This is a genomic window from Sphingomonas sp. NFR04 (genome assembly GCF_900114095.1).
Lineage (GTDB): Bacteria > Pseudomonadota > Alphaproteobacteria > Sphingomonadales > Sphingomonadaceae > Sphingomonas.
The window spans coordinates 118,336-138,395 of the sequence record NZ_FORV01000004.1; the positions used below are offsets into that span (position 1 = coordinate 118,336).

The following is a 20,060-nucleotide window of genomic DNA, read 5'->3' on the forward strand; positions in this document are numbered from 1 at the left end:
GTCGTGATGTCGCATATGGCAGCGATGTTGCGCCGCGTCAAGAAGCGGTGGCGCGTTGGTCAGGCGTTAACCCCGTTTGTCGTAGAGCCGGTGTCCTGGGGCAAGGGAACAGGTGCTGGTGCTCGTCGCGAGACTCGAAGTGTGGGGAAGCATGGACGCGCGCGGCGCGGTGCGCTTCCTGGTGAATCGGGAAACCACCGTGCGCGGCATGGACGGCCGCCCGTTCGACGCGGTGGTGGAGAATTTCTCGCGCACCGGCTTCCTGTTCAAGGCCGATGTCGCGCTGCCCGAGGGGACGCTGATCTGGATCGGCATGTCCGGCGCCGGCGCGCGCGAGGCACGGGTGGTGTGGCGCGAGGAGACGCGCCACGGCTGCGAATTCCTGATGCCGCTCAGCCAGCGCGATTTGCAGCATGCGTTCCGCAGCCGGGAAAGCATGGTGGAGGATCTGGAGGCGCGGCTGCGGCGGGCGAGCATGTTGCGCGAGGGGGGGTAGTGGGCTGGGTCGTGGAGGTTGAGCATCCAGAGGGCGCGCTCCTCCATGTCGTGGCCGTCGAGGAGGCATCGGACGCAGAGGACAGGCTTCGGTCGCTGCTGGCCATCCCGGCTGATCGAGACGTTCGCGTTCACCGCCGATTGGCGACTCTACCGTTCGATCTTGAAGGCGGGGCCATCAAGGGGCCGATGTGAGGTTGCATATATGTCGGCGGTGGGCTGCTGACTTATGCTGGAATAAAATGAGCTATTGTTAGTAATCGCTCGACATGGTTACCACATGCCAATGGACGGAATGATGCTTCATTCGGGCGCTTGCGATATTTGTAGGCAAGGGTGGCTTGGTTTCTACCTTTGTGGCGACCAGAAAACTATCGTGCTTCTCTGCGATGAGTGCGAAGTCGTGTATTTGTCGCCTGTGGATAGGGACAAGTGTAGCCGTGCCCAGGTGTCGAATGCGATGCCATATTTTGTTGAGCCGCTTCATGTTCCCATCGCAGGTGGACGCGATGCCACACGCGAGGAAGTGACGGCGAGAGGGTGGGACGCGTGTATAGAGGGGGAGTACCCCTATCACGTCAAAGGCCGTTCTTCGTAGCGCCTTACTCGTCCGCACGCATTTCATTCGTAGCTTACCCGCCGTCGGATCCGCCACGAACGCCCGCTCGCGATACGCGAACCAGTCGAAGTCCGCCGCCATCGCCGTGCCGCCCATGTCCTGGCAGGCCATGCCGATGAACGCGCCTCCATTGGAGGGTGCTGGCGGGAGGTTATCGAAATTATAGGATCTGGCGCTATGCCGCGCCGGAGGTGCGTCTGAGCCATGTTCTAAACATCTGCGTTGCTCGGAGACCTTTCGAAGAAATGGGACATGACGGTAAGGTGCTGTGACAGCGCGCCGGCATCGTCGGAGAGATCCACGATCATTCGCACATCTCCCCACTTGCTGACGGCGTACGCGCAGTCGGCCGGTAGCGACTGCTCGGGTGGTACCGAAATGTCCTTGGCTCGAAAGAAGAACCAGCAATTCGGCGCTTCTGCATGCTCCTCGCGAAGATACGCGTCACGATTCCCCGCGAGACTCCGTAGGCACTCGCGAGCCTGCGCCTCGGCAAGAGCGCGGGCGGAGTCGATATCGATACGCACGATCTAGCTTATAGTAGGATCTACCACAAACGCCCGCTCCCGATACGCAAACCAATCGAAATCCGCCGCCATCCCCGTGCCGCCCATGTCCTGGCAGGCCATGCCGATGAACGCGCCGGTGAAGTTGGGCAGGCCCGGCGCGCTCGCCTCGTCGGAAAGGATCGAGGCGTCGAACAGTTCGGGGAGCCAGTGCCAGGCCTCCGCCCCCGCCATCCGCCAGCCGAAGCGCAGCCGCTCGTAATCCACTTCGCAGCGTAGCTCGATCGGTCCCGCCGGCAGCGGGATCGGCGTGGTGAAGGCGTCGCCCTGCGGCGAATCGGGCAGCGCTGTCATCACGCAGAGATGGCGGCCCACGTCCTCGTCATGGCTGACATGGAGGTAGTGGAACTTGGTGCCGTTATAATAGGCGACCAGCCCCGCCGCCTGCTGGAAGTCCTGCGGTTCGAAGTCGAGCACGCAGCTGGTCGAGGTGCAGAAGGCCTGGAGCCGCCGCGCGACCAGCGCCTGGGTGAAGACGCTGCCGATCGTCTCGCGCCCGAACAGGCGGAGATGGCCGGGCCGCGCGGTGAGGCTGAAGATGCGGTCGGGCTCTGGGGTGCGCAGCCATTGCAGGTCGATCGGCAGCGTGGCCGAGTCGAAGTCGTGCCGCTCCTCGGTCGGCCGCGCGGGCGAGGGTGTGTTGCTGAGCGCCGGCACTTCCAGCTCGGGCAGGCCGCGGCCGTCGCGGGTGTAGAGCCAGCCATCCTCGGCCCAGCGCATCGGCTGGATCGCGGTCTCGCGGCCCAGCACGCAGCGCCCGCGGTTCGGCAGCGGGCGGCCGCACAGATAGGCGAGCCAGGGTTCGCCGTCCGCCGTGTGAACCAGATCCGCATGGCCGGCGCGGGCCAGCACCGCATCGGGGCGGGCGCGGCTGGAGAGGATGTAGGTGTCCGGGTGCAGCTCGTACGGCCCGGTGATCTCCCGCGACCGCGCCATGGTGACGGCATGGTTCCAGCCGGTGCCGCCCTCGGCGGTGAGCAGATAGTAGAAGTCGCCGCGGCGATAGAGGTGCGGCGCCTCGGTCAGCCCCAGCGCGGTGCCGGGGAAGATGTTGGTGCGTGTCCCCACCAGCTTCTCCGCCACGGGATCATATTCCTGCAGCACGATCCCGGCGAAGCGATTGCGGCCGGGGCGATGGTCCCAGAGCTGATTGACCACCCATTTTCGGCCGTCCTCGTCATGGAACAGCGAGGGGTCGAAGCCGCTCGAATTGAGGTGGATCGGGTCGGACCACTCCCCGTCGATCGTCTCGCAGGTGACGAGGTAGTTGTGGAAGTCGCGCAGCGACGCGCCCGAGGCGCCGCCCATCGTCGTGCGGCCATAGCGCTTCACATCGGTGTAGAGCAGGTGGAAGCGCGCGCCGTCATGCGTCAGGCACGGCGCCCACACCCCGCAGCTGTCCGGATCGCCGCGCATGTCGAGCTGCAACGCGCGCACCAAGGGCCGGGCAATGAGCGTCCAGTTGGCGAGATCGCGGCTGTGGTGGATCTGCACGCCGGGGAACCACTCGAAGGTCGAGGTCGCGATATAGTAATCGTCGCCGACGCGGCAGATCGACGGATCGGGGTTGAAGCCGGGAAGGATCGGATTGCGGATCATCGGGGCGCCTTGACGAGGGTCCAGAGAAGAAGGGCGGCGACGAGGTCGAGCAGCCCGAGGGCGATGAAGAAGGGGCCATAGCCGAGCGAGGCGACCAGCCCGCCGATCAGCAGCGAGAAGATCAGGATGCTGCTGTTGGCGAAGGTGCCGGCAAGGCCCGCGACGGTGCCGAGCTCGTTGCGCGGGAACAGGTCGCTGGCCATGGTGATGACGGTGACCGAAAGGGTCTGGTGCGCGAAGCCGCCCAGGCAAAGGAGGGCGACCGCCAGCCACGCGCTCTCGACGCTGGCGACGAACACCATCCCGGTCATCAGCAGCGCACCGAAGGTGAAGGTCCAGCGCCGCGCGTTGATCAGGCTGATGCCACGCCGCTGGAGGAACAGCGCCAGCGCCGGGCCGAACATGCAGCCCAGGTCAGCGGCGATGAAGGGCAGGAAGGCGGAAACCGCGATCTCGCCCAGGTTGAAGCCGCGCACCTTCACCAGATAGAGCGGCATCCAGAAGGTGAGCGTGCCCCAGGTCGGGTCGGCGAGGAAGCGCGGCAGCGCGATGCCCCAGAAGTTGCGCTGGGCGAGCAGGCGCAGCGGCGAGGGCCGCTCGGCGCGTTCCTGGATATGCGTTTCCTGGCCGCTGAGGATCAGGTCGCGCTCTTGCTCCGAGATGCTCGGATGCGTCTGCGGGGTGCGATAGTTGGCGAGCCAGAGCAGCGCCCAGAGCAATGCCAGCACGCCGGTGACGACGAAGGCCGCGCGCCAGTTCCACAAGGCGATCGATCCCGCGACCAGCGGCGCCGCCAGTGCCGCGCCCGCCGAGGCGCCGAGATTGTAGATGCCGCCGGCAAAACCCCGCTCGCGCGCCGGGAACCACTCGGAAACGACCTTGAGCCCGCCGGTATGCGAGGTCCCCTCGGCAAAGCCCAGCATTCCGCGCAGCGCGAACAGCCATTGCCAGCTGAACGCCAGGCCATGCGCCATGCTCAGCAGGCCCCAGCCCGCGGCGAACAGCGCCATGCCCGAGCGCAGGCCGACCACGTCGAGGATATAGCCCACCACCGGCTGCAGCATGATGCCGCCCTGGAAGGCCGCGGTGATGTAGGAATATTGCTGCTCGTCGATGTGGAGGTCGACCATGAAGCTCGGCGCCGCGACGGCCAGCGTGCTCCGCGTCAGGTAATTGAGCATCGTGCCCAGCATGACGATGCCGATGATCCACCAGCGCAGCGCGCCCGTGCGGTGCCAGAAGGACATGCACTCTCCAAACTTCCGCGCCGACACGCGTGTTAACGTTAACGTTGCCAGTAAAGCGCGCCGACTGCAAGAGCCGGGGCGGCTTTGCGCGCAAGCGGCGGGATGCCGCAACTACGCCAATGGGCGTATAGCGCTTGCATGACCGATGCCGCCGCCCTGCACGACTCCCGCTGGACCGCCTTCGCCGCGCGCGATCGGGCGCAGGACGGCCGCTTTGTCGTCGCGGTGACCACCACCGGCATCTATTGCAAGCCGAGCTGCCCCGCGCGGCGGCCGAGGCCGGAGCATGTCCGCTTCTTCGATGCCGGCCCGGATGCGGCGGCGGCGGGCTTCCGCGCGTGCCTACGCTGCAAGCCCGATGAAGCCGCGCGCGACGCGACCGCTGTTGCGCGCGCCACGGCGCTGCTCGACGCGGCCGAGGAGACGATCGGGCTCGAGGCGCTGGCGGCGGCGGTCGGCTATGCGCCGCACCATTTCAACCGGCTGTTCAAGCGCGCGACCGGCGTGACCCCCGCCGCCTATGCCCGGGGTTTGCGCGCCCGGCGGGCGGCGACCGCACTCGACGAGGAGGAAAGCGTGACCCAGGCGATCTATGCCGCCGGCTATTCGGCCCCGAGCCGCTTCTATGCCGAGGCGGGCGCGCGGCTCGGCATGGTGCCGAGCGCGTGGCGTGCGGGCGGGGCGGGGGTGACGATTCGCTGGACGCTCGCCGACACCAGCCTCGGCCCGCTGCTCATCGCCGCGACGGACAAGGGCCTGTGCCGGATCGCCTTCGACGAGGATGCGGACATGCTCGCCCGCCGCTTTCCCGCCGCCGCGGTGGTGCCCGGCGACGCGGACTTCGCCGCGCTGGCGGCGCACGTGGTGGCGCTGGTCGAGGACCCCAACCGCCAGCGCGACCTGCCGCTCGACGTGCAGGGCACCGCCTTCCAGGAGGCGGTGTGGCAGGCGCTGCGGACCATCCCGCCCGGCGAGACGCGGAGCTACGCCGAACTCGCGGCGATGGCGGGCAATGCCGGTGCGGTGCGTGCGGCGGGCACGGCGTGCGGGGCGAACCCGGTCGCCCTCGCCATTCCCTGCCACCGCGCCCAGCGCGGCGACGGCAGCATGGGCGGCTATGCCTATGGGCTGGAGCGCAAGCGCGTGCTGCGCAGCCGCGAAAGGGTGAAGGAGCGGAAATAGCTTTGGAGATCCTCCCCTGCGCAGCAGGGGAGGGGGACCGCCGCCGCAGGCGGTGGTGGAGGGGCCGCGCCGCCAGGCGCGGGGCTCGCTTCTAGCGCATGATACCGCCGCGTGCCGCGGCGGCCCCTCCACCCCGCCGCTGCGCGGCGCGGTCCCCCTCCCCGAGCTACGCCCGGGGAGGAATTACCTCATTGCCCCCCGCCGGGTGCGCAGTGATAGACCAGCTTCTCGTTATACGCCGGCGGCAGCGTCGCGCGCATCAGCTGCTGGAGGCTGGCGAGGCTGGCGCGCTTGGCCTGGTCGGCGGTGCACTGGTTCACCGGCACCACCGGCTTGACGTCGCGCACCTTCTGCATGTCGGCCGCCGACAGGAAATAGCGCGTGTCGACGAGCGTGCCGCTGTCGGGGTCGAACTCGCGCACCGTCACCGTCTGCTCGTCGGCGGGGACCAGCACGCGCTGCCAGCGACGGCCGGATTCGGCATATTGGGTGCCGCCGTCGATACAGCCGTCCGGCCCGACATTGAGCTTCACCGCTTCGCCCGGCGACACGGTGATGCGGCTGCGATCGGGCTGGAGCGTGCAGACCAGCGGGCCTTCCGCCGCGTCCGCCGGCAGCTTGGCCTGGGCGGCCTGGTTGCCTTCGCCCGGCGCGGCGATGCTCGCCTCGTCGAAGCTCGGCCGCAGCACGAACAGCGCGACCGCACCGAGCAGCATCGCCCCGCCGCCCACCGCGGTCCACACGCCCGGCCGCTGCCGGTCGCGCGAGAGCAGCAGCCCTGCCGCGCCCAGCGCCAGCGCGCCGAACACCAGCAGCACCGCGGCGCCCGCCATATAGGTTTCGCGCGCGGATTCGTTGGCCGCGCGCGCCTTGTCGATCGCCGCCTCGCGAGCGCGCGCCGCGGCGGATTCGGCCTGCGCGTTGCGGTTGGCGACGTCCGCCCGATCCTTCTCCTCGGCCGCCTTGTCGAGCGCGTTGCGCTGCTCGACGCTGATGCACGGCGCCGCAATCGAGACGAAGGGCTGTTTGGCCTGGGTGAGGAAGGCGGTCAGTTCGGGATAGGAAATTGCGAAGGCGAAGGTCGAATCGCCTTCCTCGCTGTTGGTGATCGCCGAGTTGACCCCGAGCACCCGCCCACACGCGTCGAGCAGCGGTCCGCCCGAATTGCCGCGCGCGATGTTTGCGGTGTGGAGCAGCACCGAAATGCCCTCCAGCGTCCGCGTGCCGGCAAAGCCGCCCTGCGAGCGCACCGGCGATTGCGGGGTGATGAAGTCCGCCGCCGAGCGCGCCGTGGCCACGTCGACATTGCCGGGATAGCCGAGCGCGATCAGCGTCTCGCCGTCGGTCACCGCGCCGCTGGACAGCGCCAGCGTCGGCAGCTTGGCGCCGCTGAACTCGATCAGCGCCAGGTCGCGCTTGGTATCGATCGCGATCAGCTTGCCTTGGAACGACTTGCTGCCCTCGGACGGCACCACCCCGATCACCACGTTGCCGGGATAGCGCGAGGCGAGCTCGACGACATGCGCGTTGGTGACGACCCGGTTGGGTGCCACCGCGAAGCCGCTGCCATGGCCGAAGCCGACCACTTCGTCGTCGGCAACCGCGATGGTGACGATCCGCACCACCCCGCGCCCCGCCGCCGAGATGTCGTCGGCACGCGCCGGCACACTCCAGGCGAGCAGCATCGCCACCAGCATGATCACCTGCCGCATGCGCGGAAACACCCCGGTTCTAGCCATGGCCGCGCTTTCGGCGAAAAGCGGCGCCGGTTCAAGCGGGGCGGCGCCAACGGTGCTAATTCGCGCGCGCGGGCGGCGGTGCCTCGGTCGCACCAGTCTTCATCCGCGCGTCGATCGTGTCGATCATCCTCGACGCGGCTGCCCCGATGCCCGAGGCATGCGGGTCATAGGTGAGCACGAGCAGCATCGCCCGCGCCTCGGCCAACTTCTTCTCGCCGATCAGCATGCCCACGGCGCGCATCCGCAGCCCGCGATCCTGTGGCGCGAGCGTATAGGCGTGCATCAGGCCGTCGCGGGCGATCTCGGGGGGCCATAGGCGGCGATCGGCATAGCTGCGGAAGAACAGGATCAGCGGCCGCGGATCCTCGGTGTCGAGCCGATTGGCGCGGCCGATGGTGGTGCGGATTTCCGTCCAGGTCTCGGGCTTCTCGTCCTTGGCGGCCTCGGCGATCGCCATCTGCGCCATCGCGCGGTAGCAATGCGCCTCGACCAGCTTCGGATCGGCGGCGATCGCCCGGTCGGCAGCGGCGAGCGCGGCCGCAGGGTCGCCCGCGTCATAGGCCGCCTCGGACAGGGCGCGCTGCACCTCGGCATCGTCGGGGAAGCGCGCCGCGATCTTCCTGGCATCGGCATAGACCCCGGGGGCTGTCTTCTCGTCCACGCCGGCCTCCGATCGGATCCGCACCGGCAGGATCGCGGCCTCGCCCGGTCGCAGCAGCCGGATGGTCACCGGCGGGATAGCGAGGCTTTCCGCCCGGACGCGAAAGCCGCTGATCTTGGGCTGCTGGAGAAAGTGCTCAAGCTCCTTGTCCAGCGCGCGGAGATCGCCGAACGCGGCGGCGGCCGCCTCGGGTGATTTCCGCTGCCTGGTGATCGCGTCGAGATAGGCGCTCAATTGGCCCTTCCGGCTGGGCTCGAAGGTCAGGTAGTGAACCAGCGCCCAGCCGCGCCCGTATAGCGCGTCGCGCTGGTCCGCGCGCAGCTTGCCCGCGGCGCCTGCCAGGATCTGCTGGATCGGTAGCGGGTTGCCGGCCAGCAGGCCATGGGCGCGATAGAGCGGTGCGCTGCCGAACTGCAGACTCCCGTCGCGATCGAAGCTGGCGGTGGCGTGGAATTCGGCCCAGCCTTCCGACACCCAGGAAGGAAAGGCGGCATCCGGCCAGGTGGTGGCCATGAAGTGATGGGCGTACTCGTGCTGCAGCACCTGCTGCGAGCCGAGCGCGAGCGGCCCCTCGCCGAACAGGTCGCCCGGCACGAACGCCACCGACGCGCCCGCACGCGGGATGTAGAAGCCGGCGACATTCGCGGTACCGGCAAGGGCTGCGACCCGATCCTTGTTGCCGACGAAATAGACCGTCAGCCGCCCGGCCTTGCCGAGCGACGGTTCCAGGATCCCGCGCGAAACGCGCAGTGCCTTGTCGAACTTCTCCAGCCGCTCGGCATTGCGGCGCAGTGCCGCTTCGGAGGCATTGGCATAGACGACGAAATGCGCCGTCTCGGCAACGCGCCAGTCGGCATGGGCCGCGCGCGCGGCAAGCACCGCCAGGAAGCACGCCAGCAAGGCCAAGCACCGCATACACGGTCCCCCGTCGCCCCCCGGTCACCACGATATCGTACGGCGGGGCGATGGCAAACCGTATCGGCGAGGTCAGACGAAGCTATAGGGATCCACGTCCACCGCCACCCGCACCCGCGGGCTCCAGCTAAGCCCGCCCAGCCAGTCGCGGATCACGTCCTGCACGTCGAAGCTGCGTTTGGCGTGGACGAGCAGGCGGAAGCGGTGCCGCCCGCGCAGCATCGCCAGTGGCGCGGGCGCGGGGCCGTAGACGTGCATCTCGGCGAGCGCGGGCGCCGAGCGGCCGATCATCCGCGCGGTTTCCTCGGCCGCGGCCTTGTCCTCCGACGAGACGATGATCGCGGCATAGCGGCCGAAGGGCGGCGCATCGGCCTCGCGCCGCGCCTCGGTTTCCGCGGCGTAGAAGGCCTCGGCATCGCCCGAGATCAGCGCCTGCATCACCTGTGCCTCGGGGGCATGGGTCTGGATGAACACCGTGCCCGGCTTCTCGCCGCGGCCAGCGCGCCCCGAGACCTGCATGATCTGCTGGAAGGTGCGCTCCGACGCGCGCAGGTCGCCGCCATCGAGCCCCAGATCGGCGTCGACCACCCCGACCAATGTCAGGTTGGGGAAGTGATAGCCCTTGGTGACGAGCTGGGTGCCGACGACGATGTCGATCGCGCCATGCTCCATCCGCGCCACGAACTCGGCCGCCTTGGCCGGGGACCAGAGCGTGTCGGACGTGACGATGGCGGTACGCGCCTCGGGCCACAGCGCAGCCACCTCGTCGGCGATCCGCTCGACGCCGGGACCGCAGGCCACCAGCGTGTCGTCGGACTTGCACTCGGGGCACATGCTCGGCGTCGGCATGGTGTGGCCGCAATGGTGGCAGGAGAGGCGGTGGAGCAGCCGGTGCTCGACCATCCATGCCGTGCAGTTCGGGCACTGGAAGCGGTGGCCGCAATGGCGGCACAGGGTCAGCGGCGCATAGCCGCGCCGGTTCAGGAACAGCAGCGACTGCTCGCCGCGCTTCAGCGTCTCGTCGATCGCCGCGACCAGCCGGGGGGCCAGCCAGCGGCCGCGCTCGGGCGGTTCGCGGATCAGGTCGATCGCCTCGATCCTGGGCATCTGCGCCGCGCCGTAGCGGCCCGGCAGCTTGAGCTCGGCATAGCGGCCGACCTCAACCTGATGCCGCGTCTCGATCGCCGGGGTGGCGGAGGCGAGGACGACCGGGCAGCGCTCGAACATGCCGCGCATCACCGCCACGTCGCGGGCGTGGTAGTGCACGCCGTCTTCCTGCTTGAAGCTGGTCTCGTGCGCCTCGTCGACGACGATCAGGCCCAGCTTGGGATAGGGCAGGAACAGGGCCGAACGCGCGCCCACCGTCACCAGCGCCTCGCCGCCGGCGATCGCACGCCAGGCGCGGCGGCGCTCGGAACTGCGCAGGCCTGAGTGCCACGCCACCGGCTCGCAGCCGAAGCGGCCGGCGAAGCGGGTGAGGAAGGGTTCGGTCAGCGCGATTTCGGGGAGCAGCACCAGCGTCTGCTTGCCGGCCGCAATCGCCTCGGCGACCGCCTCGAAATAGACTTCCGTCTTGCCCGATCCGGTGACGCCGTCGAGCAGGAAGGGCTGGAAGGCGGCGGTCTCCACCGCGGTGCGCAAGCCGCCCGCCACCGCCGCCTGGGCGGGGTTGAGCTCGGGCGGGGCGAAGGCCGGATCGGGGAGCGGGTAAGGGGCTTGGGTGTCGACCGTCACCGCCTCGATCGCGCCGGTCTTCACCAGCCCGCGGATCACCGCGTCGGACACCTCGGCGATCGCGGCGAGCTCGCGCACCAGCCCCTGGCGCTCGCCGATTCGCTCCAGCGCCTGGGCGCGCTGCGGGGTCAAGCGCTCCGGGGTTACGCCAGTAGCGCGATATTCGGTGATCGTCGGTGCCGCCTCGAACGCCGCCGAGGTGCGCAGGGTCATCGCCAGCACCGAGGAGGGCGGGGCGAGATAATAGTCCGCGGTCCACTCGATCAGCCGCCGTACGGGCGCGGGGATCGGGGGCGCGTCGGCGACGGCGAGGATGGCGCGGAGGCGGTTGTCGCCGATTTCCTCGGTGGGCAGGCGTTCGGGCTCCCACACGACGCCTGCGAACTGGCGCGGGCCGATCGGCACGATGACGATGCTGCCGGGCTCGACCGTCATGCCGTGCGGCACGCGATAGTCGAGCGGCCCCAGAGCCGGATGGAGGACGAGAATGCGCGCGCGGGACATGATCGGCCCCTCATATGGGCATTTTCGGCGGAACGGGAATCCCGTATCGCCGGTTCGTCGTCCAAGGAGACCCGCCGATGCTGTTGCTCGCCCTGCTGCTCGCCCAGTCTGCGCCCGCCCAGGCGACCACCGCGTGCAAGGCGCCGGACGCCAGCCTGCCGGTCGCGCTCGCCGGCTGGAGCACCCCCGGCGACGAGCTGGTGGCGGACAAGGCGGTGTCGCTGGCGACGGTCGATGCGTCGACGCTCAAGGGCCTGCCCAAGGGCGCCAAGCCGGGGCGCGCGGCCATGATCGAGTTCCGCATCGCCAAGGCCGGCACCTATGGCGTGGCGCTCGACCAGCCTGGCTGGATCGACGTGGTGCCGGGCGCCGCGGGCGGCGAGGCGCTCAAGTCGGTGGCGCATGGCCATGGGCCCGACTGCTCGACGATCCGAAAGATCGTCCGGTTCGACCTGGCGCCGGGGACCTATCGCGCGTTCGCCAGCGGCCTGCAGCAGACCAAGGCCAAGCTGATGCTGGTGCCGAGCTGAACCTACTTGTTCCGGAGCTGGAACGAAGGTAGAACACCGACTCGCTGAACAGGGGAGTCGGCGATGCTGATACTGATAGCTGGACTGGCCATGACGGTGCCGCAGTGCACCGAGCTTCCGCGATCCTTGTCGGGCTGGGAACGCAGCGCCGACGGGCTCGATACCCATCATGCGACGACGATCGCCGCGAAGAACGGCGCGGCGGAAACCCAGGTGACGATCCGCAAGGCGGGCACCTTCGGCATCGCCGCGAACCAGCCCGGCTGGATCGACGTGGCCAAGGGCAGCGGCCGCCCGCTGCGCACGGCCTCCCGCGCGCTGGGTGTCACCTGCGCGAAGATCGAAAAGATCGTCTATTACCGCCTCGAACCCGGCACCTACCGCGTCACCATCGGCAAGCTGCAGAAGCCGCAGGTCAAGCTGATGCTGGTCTATGGCAACCCTTCGCAGGGGTTTGCCCGGCGGGGCCGGGTCGGCTAGGCGGGCGGAAACGATCCACTGGAAGGTTCTGCCATGAAGTTCTTCGCCGACACCGCCATCATCGACGACATCCGCGACCTGGCCGATGCGGGTCTGCTCGACGGCGTCACCACCAACCCGTCGCTGATCGCCAAGTCGGGCCGCAACTTCCTCGAAGTGGTGGCGGAGATCTGCGGAATCGTCGAAGGTCCGGTCTCGGCCGAGGTCGTCGCGCTCGATTTCGAGGGCATGATGCGCGAGGCGGAGATCGTCCGGAAGATCGCGGATAATGTCGCGGTGAAGCTGCCGCTGACGATCGACGGCCTCAAGGCGTGCAAGGCGCTGACCGACGACGGCACGATGGTCAACGTGACGCTCTGCTTCTCGGCCAACCAGGCGCTGCTCGCCGCCAAGGCGGGCGCGACCTTCGTCTCGCCCTTCGTCGGCCGCCACGACGATATCGGCTTCGACGGCATGGACCTGATCGAAGACATTCGCCTGATCTACGACAATTATGACTATGCGACCGAAATTCTGGTCGCCAGCGTCCGCCACCCGATCCATGTGCTGCAGGCCGCCAAGATCGGCGCCGACGTGATGACCGCCCCGCCGGCGGTGATCAAGCAGCTGGTCAAGCACCCGCTGACCGACAAGGGCATCGAGTCGTTCATGGCCGACTGGGCCAAGACCGGCCAGACGATCGGCTGAGTCCGGGTCGAAGCGTACATTCCCCTCCCGCTTGCGGGAGGGGTTAGGGGAGGGGCTGACGTGGAAGGTTCGAACTCCGTTGCGCCATTCCCGTCGCCCGATCGTGTGACGCCCGCTTGCGGTCAGGGACCTCGTCATCCCCGCGAAGGCGGGGATCCATTCGCGCTGATGCCGAGGTTCTTGCCTTCAGCGCACAGGGCAATGGATTCCCGCCTTCGCGGGAACGACGATCGCTTCTTTGGGGCGCTCCAGTCCAACGCGGAGGCGCCGAAACCATGACCGACCTGCCCTTTCCGCGCCGCTTCGCCGAGCATCTCGGCCGCGACCGGCGGCGCTCGGTGCATACGATCCGGGCCTATGAGGCGACCGCGATCCGGCTGCTCGGCTTCCTCCAGAGGCATTGGGGCGGCCCCGTCGCGCAGGACGCGTTCGCCAAGGTCAGCGCTGCCGATCTCCGCGCCTATCTCGCCCATCGCCGCAATGAAGGCCTGTCCAACGCCTCCGCCGCGCGCGAGCTTTCCGCCGTCCGCGCCTTCCTGAAGTTTGCCGGGGGCGACGATGCCCAGCTGCCCCGCTTGCGCGGTCCCAAGGTGAAGAAGGGCCTGCCACGCCCGATCGCGCCGCACGAGGCGGTGGCGCTCGCCGAATGGGCTTCGGACGAAGCCAGCGAACCCTGGATCGCCGCGCGCGACTGGGCCGTGCTGCTGCTGCTCTACGGCGCGGGGCTCCGCATTGGCGAGGCGGTGGCGCTGACCGGCGCGGCCTTGCCGCTGGGCGCGACGCTCCGCGTCACCGGCAAGCGCGACAAGACCCGGGACGTGCCGCTGCTGCCCGAGGTCCGCGCCGCGATCGAAGCCTATGTCGAGGCGTGTCCGTGGGGCACCGCGCGCGACCTGCCGCTGTTCCGCGGCGCCAAGGGCGGGCCGCTGCCGCCGGGGGCGATCCGCAAGGCGGTGCGCTCGGCGCGGACCAGCCTGGGGCTGTCCGATCGCACCACACCGCATGCGCTGCGCCACAGTTTCGCGACGCATCTGCTCGGGCGGGGGGCGGATTTGCGCGCGCTGCAGGAACTGCTCGGCCATGCGAGCCTCAGTTCGACCCAGGTCTATACCGGCGTCGATGCGGCGCATCTGCTCGACGTCTATCGCGCGGCACACCCGCGCGCCTGATCGCGGGAAGGTTGAAGGTCAGGCTGGGGCAGGTCCTGCCCGCCCCAGCCCGAACCCGTCAGCGCTTGGCCGAGTCGGCCGCCTCGCGCTTGGCATAGTCGCCGGCGAGCACGTCGAAGGCGAGCTTGTGCTGGCCGGTCTCGGAGATCAGCCCCTTGCGGTTCCAGCCCTGCTGATAGATCGGGTGCTGGCGCCGCGGCGAGCGGAAGTCCTTGAGGATCCACGGGCTCATGCCCCGCAGGAACGGCACCTTGGCGGCCATGGCGAGCGTCGCGCGGTAATAGTCCGCCTGATATTCCTCGCTATACTTGTGCGGGCTGGCGACAGGATCGTGATAGCCGGCACGCGCATCCGCCCCGAATTCGGAGAAGATCAGCGGCTTGTTCGCGGGCCCGCGCCATTCCTGGCTGGCAAGGTCCTCCAGCGCATCGTCGGTGTACCAGCCGTTATAGGTGTTGATCGCCATGACATCGAGGTCCGCGGCGAGCGGATCGTCGATCTTCATGATCTTGTTGCCCTCACGCCCGCTCAGCAGCGCGGCGGTGACCAGGCGGCTCGAATCGAGGCTGCGGACATCGGCGATCATCGTGCGCAGGAAGGCGTTGCGCGCATCGTTGGTTGGCGTTTCGTTGGCGACGCTCCACAGCACGATCGCGGCGCGGTTGCGGTCGCGGTGGATGTTCTCGGACAGGATGCGGCGGGCATCGGCCAGCGTGTCCGGGTTGTTCCAGTTGACCAGCCAATAGAGCGGGATCTCGCTCCACACGAGCAGGCCCATCTCGTCGGCGAGGCGGGTGGTCAGCTCGCTGTGCGGATAGTGCGCCAGCCGCACGAAATTGCCGTGCAGGCCGTATTTGATCTCGCTCAGCAGCGCGCGGGCGGCGGCGGGCGTCATCGCGCGTACCGGGTTCTCGCCCAGTTCTTCCTCATGCATCGAAATGCCGCGCAGGAAGATCGGCTTGCCGTTGAGCAGGATGTCGGTGCCCTTCACCGCGATGGTGCGGAAGCCCATGCGATCGGCGAAGTGATCGGCGCCGGCATCGATGCTGATGTCGTAGAGCTTGGGGTTCTCCGGCGACCAGCGGACCAGCGTACGCGGCACCGGCAGCGTCGCTTCCCACTTGCCCTCGCCATCGGTCTTGCCGTCGACCGTCGCGCCGAGCGTGGGGATGCGGAACTTGACCGCGGTGTTCGCCGCCTTGGGCCCTTCGAGCTTCACCGATACGGCGATGTGGCTGCCGTCCGGCGTCAGGCGGACAAAGGCGTCGTCGACATAGGTATCGGGCACCGTCACCAGCGTGATGCTGCGGGTGATGCCGCCATAGGTCTCCCAGTCGGTCACCGGGGGCGGCACGTCGTTGGCGGTGCGCACCGAATCGACGCCGATGGTGATCTGGTTGCGGCCCGGCCGCAGCAGCTTGGTCACCTCGAAGGCGAAGGGGGTGTAGCCACCGCGATGCTCGCCCAGCGGCTTGCCGTTGAGATAGACATAGGAGCGATATTCGGCCGCGCCGATGCGCAGGAACACGCGGTTGCCGGGCTTGGGCGCCGTTGCGGGAAATTCGCGCTGATACCAGACAAGGCCCTGGTACAGCCGCATCTCGGGCGAATGGCCGATCCACGAGCCGGGCAGGCTGACCACCGGCGATTGCTGCATGTCCTGTTCGAAGAAGGTGCGCGGCTTGGCCTGCATCACGTCGGCGGCGATCACGTCGGCGGCGCGGTTGGTGCGCGCGTTCGGGGGTTCGCCGTGGAAGCCCGCAAGGCCGTCGCGATACGGATCGATCGACCAGTGCCACGGGCCGTCCAGACTCTGCTGCTGGCGCAGATCCGCCGCGACGAGCACGGGCTGCGCCCAGGCCGAGGATATGCCGAGAACCGCGAGCCCCATGGCCGCGAGCAGGCGCAAAGGCCGCATCATTGTCTCCCTGTTCCTCCGGTAAATCCCGGAGCCCAAGGCATTTTAGAAGCGCTGTAGTGGACTTACAACGTGGTCTGATCAATCCGCCCCATGGCCTTTGGCGAGATAGTCGTCCGATTGCATCTCGAGCAGCCGCGAGACGGTGCGTTCGAATTCGAACCGGCCGTCGCCGCTTTCGTACAGATGCTCCGGCATCGCATCGGCGGCGGCGAGCAGCTTGACCTTGTGCTCGTACAGCGCGTCGACCAGCGTGACGAAGCGGGCGGCCTCGTTGCGGTTCTCCGGCCCCAGCTTGGGGATGCCGACCAGAATGACGGTGTGGAAGCGCCGGGCGATGGCGAGATAGTCGGGTGCCCCCCGTGCCTCGCCGCACAGCCGCTTGAACGAGAAGACCGCTACACCCTTCACGCATTTGGGCACCAGGATCTCGCGGCCGCCGGGAATCGGCACCTGGCAGGTGGGCACGCGGGCGCGATCCTCGACCGGATAATCGGTCAGGCGGAAGAAGGCGGCGGAGAGCGTGGCGGTGGCCTCCGGCCCGTTCGGTACCAGCCAGGTATCGACGCTGCCGAGCCGGTCGCGGCGATAATCCACCGGGCCGTTGAGCGCGAGCACGTCCATCCGCTCGCCGATCAGCTCGATGAAGGGCAGGAACAGCTGGCGGTTGAGCCCGTCCTTGTAGAGGTCCCTTGGCGGCCGGTTCGAGGTGGCGACCACCGTCAGCCCATGCGCCATCATCGCGGTGAACAGCCGCGAGAGGATCATCGCATCGGGCGGATTGTTCACCACCAGCTCGTCAAAGGCGAGCAGCCGCGTGTCGCTGGCCAGCGCGTCGGCGACCGCGACCACCGGGTCGGCGGTATCCTTCTGCCGCTCGACGTTCAGCCGCTCGTGCACCTCGAGCATGAATTCGTGGAAATGGACGCGGCGCTTCCGGCGAATGTCGAGGCTGTCGAAGAACAGGTCCATCAGCATCGACTTGCCGCGGCCGACATCGCCCCACAGGTACAGCCCGCGCGGCACCGCCGGCTTGCGGCCGGTGAGCTTCCACAAGACGCTCCCCTTGCGCGGCGCCGCCTGGAGCTCCTCGGCCAGCGCATCGAGCCGGGCGGCGGCCCCTTCCTGCTCGCGATCGGGGCGAAGCTCGCCGGCGGAGACGAGGGCGCGGTAACGATCGAGGACGCGGGTCATGGGGCAGGTCTACCAACGAAAACGAGCTGCCGGGCCGGAGGGCCAGGCAGCTCGGTGTCTCTCAAAATCGTGAAGAAACGGCGTTCAGAGCACGCGCTCGGCGGCCATCTTCTTCACTTCGGCGATCGCCTTGGCCGGGTTCAGGCCCTTGGGGCAGGCGTTCGCGCAGTTCATGATCGTGTGGCAGCGATACAGGCGGAACGGATCCTCGAGCTGGTCGAGCCGCTCGCCGGTCATCTCGTCGCGCGAGTCGGCCAGCCAGCGATAGGCCTGGAGCAGGATCGCCGGGCCCAGGAACTTGTCGCTGTTCCACCAGTAGCTCGGGCACGAGGTCGAGCAGCAGGCGCACAGGATGCACTCGTACAGGCCGTCGAGCTTCTCGCGATCCTGCGGGCTCTGCAGACGCTCCTTGCCCGAAGGCGTGGTGGTGACGGTCTGCAGCCACGGCTTGATCGAGGCATATTGCGCGTAGAAGTGCGTGAAATCGGGGACCAGGTCCTTGATCACGTCCATATGCGGCAGCGGGGTGATCTGCACCTCGCCCTTGATGTCCTCGATCGCGGTGGTGCAGGCGAGGCCGTTCTTGCCGCCGATGTTCATAGAGCAGGAGCCGCAGATGCCTTCGCGGCACGAGCGGCGGAAGGTCAGCGACGAATCCTGTTCGCCCTTGATCTTGATCAGCGCGTCGAGAACCATCGGGCCGCAATCGTCGAGATCCACCTCGAACGTGTCGTAGCGGGGGTTCTCGCCCGAATCCGGATCGTAGCGGTAGATCTTGAACTTCTTCACCCGGGTGGCTTCGGGGCTCGCCTTGTGCTCCTGGCCCTTGGTGATACGGCTGTTCTTGGGCAGGCGGAATTCGGCCATTCCTGAAACTTCCTCTTTCGCTTCGGCGCGACGCGTCGGTTTTGCGGCGCGGGCTATGCCTTTCGCGGGCGCAGCGCAAGTGCCCTTTGGGCCGCGGCCCTCAGATCACGTCGAGCACGAGCCCCAGATCGCGGGCCTCCTCGGCCTCGATATACCAGTTATAGGGGGCGCGGCGGCGCAGTTCCTCGAAATCGACGCGCGAGCCGGCGACCAGCGCCCGGAAGCCTTCTTCCTCGATCGCGATCGAATGCTCGATCTCGGCGAGCTTGGCCTTGAGGATCGCCGGCAGCATGCGCAGCGGGCCGGACAGGTCGATGCTGGAATGCATCTGCCGCTCGTGCAGCATCAGTCGGGTGCCGCGGGTGAGGAAGCGCTTGTCGACCGGGAAGCCCGACATGAAGGTGGCACCGGCCGAATAGACCGCAACCTTGCCGAGGAACAGCAGCTCGCGCCCCGTGGCTTCGCGCAGCAGCCGCAGTTCGTCGGCCATCAGCCGGGCGACTTCGGGGTCGCCACCGAGCGTGGACAGCGTGACCACCAGCGGACCCTCGCTCGGCGCGGCCAGCAGCTGGTCGCGGAAATTCCGGTACATCGCGTCGTCGACGGTGCCCTGCAGCCGCACATGCGGGGTGGCGAGCAGCGGATAGCGCTGGAGCGGGCTCTGGGAATCGGACATGCGCGGCCAACCGGCGAGGGCGGGCGGAGTTCCGACCTTTCCAAATCCTCCCCTGCAAGGGGAGGTGGCGCGCGCAGCGCGACGGAGGGGTGTCCCCGCCGATTGTGAAGCCCGCCGCCCCGGCGTGGACACCCCTCCGTCAGGCCTTCGGCCTGCCACCTCCCCTTGCAGGGGAGGATGAGGGTTTAAGGCTTCAGCGCATCCGTCGCCGGCGCGCCCACCGGTGCCGTGGCCGCCTGCGGCATCCGCGCCTCCAGCGGCCCCAGCCACGTGCCGACAACCTCGCCGATCGTCACCTGCGGCATCGACGGGTCGAGCCGCCCCGCACGCTCCCAGCCGATGATCGTCTTGCGGGCTTCCGCGGCAGCGTCGGCCAGCGGTTGCGGCTTGCGCAGCGCATGGTTGACCAGCGCATCGCCGAAGAAGGTCCAGTCATTCTCCGCCCGGCAGCCGAAGGACGAGCGCGTCGCCGAGGCCGCGGTAAGGATGGCGGTGGTGTCGCTCATCAGCCGCTTGACGAACGCACCCGAATAGCAGGCGGAAATCAGCAGCAGCCGGTTGCGGATGCCGAGCCCGTCGAGCAGCGCGGCCAGCCGCGCCGGCGGCAGCACGCCGAACCCCTGATCGCCGTCATGATAGGCGATGCCCGCGTCTGGCGCGCCGTGCGCGGTGACGTAGAGGACCAGCACGTCCTGGTTGCGGTCCATCAGCTCTGCCACGCGGGCGAGCGCCAAGCTCAGCGCGGTAAGGCTGCCGGCGGGGAGGGCTGCGCCGCCGCGTCCATCCGGCCCCGCCAGCACCAGCGTGCGGCCCTCCGCATCGTAGCGGCGGGTCAGCACGCGGCCGCTCTCACGCGCCTCGCGGGCGAACACCGGATCGCTGTCGAGCGCGACGCTGAGCACATAGGCGTCGACCACGCCCTTGCGCTCGGGCTGGAGCGCGGCGAGGGCCGTGTTCAGTCGCCGCTGGTCCGCCAGCATCACCCGGGGATCGCGCCCGCGCTGGAGTTCGGGGCCGCTTTCCAGTCCGTCGATACCGTCGTCGCCAGACACGAGCCCCGGCCATTCGGTGCGATGCTCGGGCGGCTGTTGCTGCGCCAAGGCGGGAGCGACGCCGCAAAAGGCCAGCATCACGGCAGACGCACGCAACCAGAACCGCATTCGGGTCGATCCCCCCGGAACAGGTGAACCGACACTCTTGCCCGGCGCAAAGCGAAGTCAAGCGGTGCCCCGCAGAATCGCATTGGAATCGATCGCGCCGCCCCCTATCGCTGGCGGC

17 protein-coding genes are annotated in these 20,060 nt (G+C 68.5%); 6 read left to right on the forward strand and 11 right to left on the reverse strand.

Annotation, left to right across the window (positions count from 1 at the left end):
- Window positions 1-118 precede the first annotated feature (118 nt).
- Window positions 119-496: a PilZ domain-containing protein gene (locus BM009_RS12980; RefSeq protein ID WP_139216615.1), complete on the forward strand. Its 378-nt coding sequence runs from the start codon at window positions 119-121 to the stop codon at window positions 494-496.
- 827 nt (window positions 497-1,323) lie between these two features.
- Here the strand turns inward: BM009_RS12980 and BM009_RS12995 are convergent.
- From BM009_RS12995 to BM009_RS13005, 3 genes are read right to left on the reverse strand one after another with little or no spacing between them, the layout of a single operon-like run.
- Window positions 1,324-1,641 (reverse strand): hypothetical protein, encoded by a 318-nt coding sequence (locus tag BM009_RS12995; RefSeq protein WP_093296815.1) that lies wholly within the window; start codon window positions 1,639-1,641, stop codon window positions 1,324-1,326.
- Between the two features lie 3 nt (window positions 1,642-1,644).
- Entirely contained in the window at window positions 1,645-3,279 is a 1,635-nt protein-coding gene (locus BM009_RS13000; RefSeq protein ID WP_093296817.1) for a glycoside hydrolase family 43 protein, read from the reverse strand.
- Window positions 3,276-4,526 carry an MFS transporter gene (locus BM009_RS13005; RefSeq protein ID WP_093296819.1) on the reverse strand — a complete coding sequence of 417 codons (1,251 nt, stop codon included), beginning with the start codon at window positions 4,524-4,526 and terminating at the stop codon, window positions 3,276-3,278. The genes BM009_RS13000 and BM009_RS13005 overlap by 4 nt, the downstream gene beginning before the upstream one ends.
- Window positions 4,527-4,664: 138 nt before the next feature.
- On the opposite strand from BM009_RS13005, the gene ada reads away from it, so the two are divergent.
- Window positions 4,665-5,708, forward strand: a complete 1,044-nt coding sequence (ada, locus tag BM009_RS13010; RefSeq protein WP_093296821.1) for a bifunctional DNA-binding transcriptional regulator/O6-methylguanine-DNA methyltransferase Ada — start codon at window positions 4,665-4,667, stop codon at window positions 5,706-5,708.
- 188 nt (window positions 5,709-5,896) lie between these two features.
- Here ada and BM009_RS13015 read toward each other — a convergent pair whose 3' ends face one another.
- The 3 genes from BM009_RS13015 to BM009_RS13025 form a co-directional block, all read right to left on the reverse strand.
- On the reverse strand, window positions 5,897-7,447 hold the full coding sequence (locus BM009_RS13015; protein ID WP_254772278.1) for a S1C family serine protease: 1,551 nt from the start codon (window positions 7,445-7,447) through the stop codon (window positions 5,897-5,899).
- A gap of 55 nt (window positions 7,448-7,502) precedes the next feature.
- The gene (locus BM009_RS13020) at window positions 7,503-9,023 is read right to left on the reverse strand and encodes a hypothetical protein (RefSeq protein ID WP_093296825.1); all 1,521 of its coding nucleotides are present in this window, start codon (window positions 9,021-9,023) and stop codon (window positions 7,503-7,505) included.
- Window positions 9,024-9,095: 72 nt separating this feature from the next.
- Entirely contained in the window at window positions 9,096-11,261 is a 2,166-nt protein-coding gene (locus BM009_RS13025; protein ID WP_093296827.1) for a primosomal protein N', read from the reverse strand.
- A 77-nt stretch (window positions 11,262-11,338) separates the two neighbouring features.
- Between BM009_RS13025 and BM009_RS13030 the strand changes: the two genes are divergently transcribed.
- The 4 genes from BM009_RS13030 to BM009_RS13045 all read left to right on the forward strand — a co-directional run bounded on the left by BM009_RS13030 (window position 11,339) and on the right by BM009_RS13045 (window position 14,127).
- Window positions 11,339-11,791, forward strand: a complete 453-nt coding sequence (locus tag BM009_RS13030; protein ID WP_093297318.1) for a hypothetical protein — start codon at window positions 11,339-11,341, stop codon at window positions 11,789-11,791.
- Between the two features lie 63 nt (window positions 11,792-11,854).
- A complete protein-coding gene (locus BM009_RS13035) occupies window positions 11,855-12,271 on the forward strand; it encodes a hypothetical protein (RefSeq protein ID WP_093296829.1) in 417 nt (138 codons plus the stop codon).
- A gap of 33 nt (window positions 12,272-12,304) precedes the next feature.
- On the forward strand, window positions 12,305-12,958 hold the full coding sequence (gene fsa / locus BM009_RS13040) for a fructose-6-phosphate aldolase (protein ID WP_093296831.1): 654 nt from the start codon (window positions 12,305-12,307) through the stop codon (window positions 12,956-12,958).
- Between the two features lie 275 nt (window positions 12,959-13,233).
- On the forward strand, window positions 13,234-14,127 hold the full coding sequence (locus BM009_RS13045; protein WP_093296833.1) for a tyrosine recombinase XerC: 894 nt from the start codon (window positions 13,234-13,236) through the stop codon (window positions 14,125-14,127).
- A gap of 58 nt (window positions 14,128-14,185) precedes the next feature.
- Here the strand turns inward: BM009_RS13045 and BM009_RS13050 are convergent, their stop codons facing one another.
- The 5 genes from BM009_RS13050 to BM009_RS13070 all read right to left on the reverse strand — a co-directional run bounded on the left by BM009_RS13050 (window position 14,186) and on the right by BM009_RS13070 (window position 19,942).
- Window positions 14,186-16,045 (reverse strand): glycoside hydrolase family 2 protein, encoded by a 1,860-nt coding sequence (locus tag BM009_RS13050; protein ID WP_254772279.1) that lies wholly within the window; start codon window positions 16,043-16,045, stop codon window positions 14,186-14,188.
- 81 nt (window positions 16,046-16,126) lie between these two features.
- The gene (gene zapE, locus BM009_RS13055; RefSeq protein WP_093296835.1) at window positions 16,127-17,239 is read right to left on the reverse strand and encodes a cell division protein ZapE; all 1,113 of its coding nucleotides are present in this window, start codon (window positions 17,237-17,239) and stop codon (window positions 16,127-16,129) included.
- 84 nt (window positions 17,240-17,323) lie between these two features.
- Window positions 17,324-18,106 (reverse strand): succinate dehydrogenase iron-sulfur subunit, encoded by a 783-nt coding sequence (locus tag BM009_RS13060; RefSeq protein ID WP_093296837.1) that lies wholly within the window; start codon window positions 18,104-18,106, stop codon window positions 17,324-17,326.
- 100 nt (window positions 18,107-18,206) lie between these two features.
- The gene (locus tag BM009_RS13065) at window positions 18,207-18,782 is read right to left on the reverse strand and encodes an ATP-dependent Clp protease proteolytic subunit (protein WP_093296839.1); all 576 of its coding nucleotides are present in this window, start codon (window positions 18,780-18,782) and stop codon (window positions 18,207-18,209) included.
- Window positions 18,783-18,967: 185 nt separating this feature from the next.
- The gene (locus BM009_RS13070) at window positions 18,968-19,942 is read right to left on the reverse strand and encodes a C13 family peptidase (RefSeq protein WP_093296841.1); all 975 of its coding nucleotides are present in this window, start codon (window positions 19,940-19,942) and stop codon (window positions 18,968-18,970) included.
- Window positions 19,943-20,060 lie beyond the last annotated feature (118 nt).

Bases quoted from the DNA above. Each gene is read 5' to 3' on its own strand.
- BM009_RS13000 (WP_093296817.1), bottom strand. From the start codon at position 3,279: ATGATCCGCAATCCGATCCTTCCCGGCTTCAACCCCGATCCGTCGATC.
- BM009_RS13005 (WP_093296819.1), bottom strand. From the start codon at position 4,526: ATGTCCTTCTGGCACCGCACGGGCGCGCTGCGCTGGTGGATCATCGGC.
- ada (WP_093296821.1), top strand. From the start codon at position 4,665: ATGACCGATGCCGCCGCCCTGCACGACTCCCGCTGGACCGCCTTCGCC.
- BM009_RS13015 (WP_254772278.1), bottom strand. From the start codon at position 7,447: ATGGCTAGAACCGGGGTGTTTCCGCGCATGCGGCAGGTGATCATGCTG.
- BM009_RS13020 (WP_093296825.1), bottom strand. From the start codon at position 9,023: ATGCGGTGCTTGGCCTTGCTGGCGTGCTTCCTGGCGGTGCTTGCCGCG.
- BM009_RS13025 (WP_093296827.1), bottom strand. From the start codon at position 11,261: ATGTCCCGCGCGCGCATTCTCGTCCTCCATCCGGCTCTGGGGCCGCTC.
- BM009_RS13030 (WP_093297318.1), top strand. From the start codon at position 11,339: ATGCTGTTGCTCGCCCTGCTGCTCGCCCAGTCTGCGCCCGCCCAGGCG.
- BM009_RS13035 (WP_093296829.1), top strand. From the start codon at position 11,855: ATGCTGATACTGATAGCTGGACTGGCCATGACGGTGCCGCAGTGCACC.
- fsa (WP_093296831.1), top strand. From the start codon at position 12,305: ATGAAGTTCTTCGCCGACACCGCCATCATCGACGACATCCGCGACCTG.
- BM009_RS13045 (WP_093296833.1), top strand. From the start codon at position 13,234: ATGACCGACCTGCCCTTTCCGCGCCGCTTCGCCGAGCATCTCGGCCGC.
- BM009_RS13050 (WP_254772279.1), bottom strand. From the start codon at position 16,045: ATGCGGCCTTTGCGCCTGCTCGCGGCCATGGGGCTCGCGGTTCTCGGC.
- zapE (WP_093296835.1), bottom strand. From the start codon at position 17,239: ATGACCCGCGTCCTCGATCGTTACCGCGCCCTCGTCTCCGCCGGCGAG.
- BM009_RS13060 (WP_093296837.1), bottom strand. From the start codon at position 18,106: ATGGCCGAATTCCGCCTGCCCAAGAACAGCCGTATCACCAAGGGCCAG.
- BM009_RS13065 (WP_093296839.1), bottom strand. From the start codon at position 18,782: ATGTCCGATTCCCAGAGCCCGCTCCAGCGCTATCCGCTGCTCGCCACC.
- BM009_RS13070 (WP_093296841.1), bottom strand. From the start codon at position 19,942: ATGCGGTTCTGGTTGCGTGCGTCTGCCGTGATGCTGGCCTTTTGCGGC.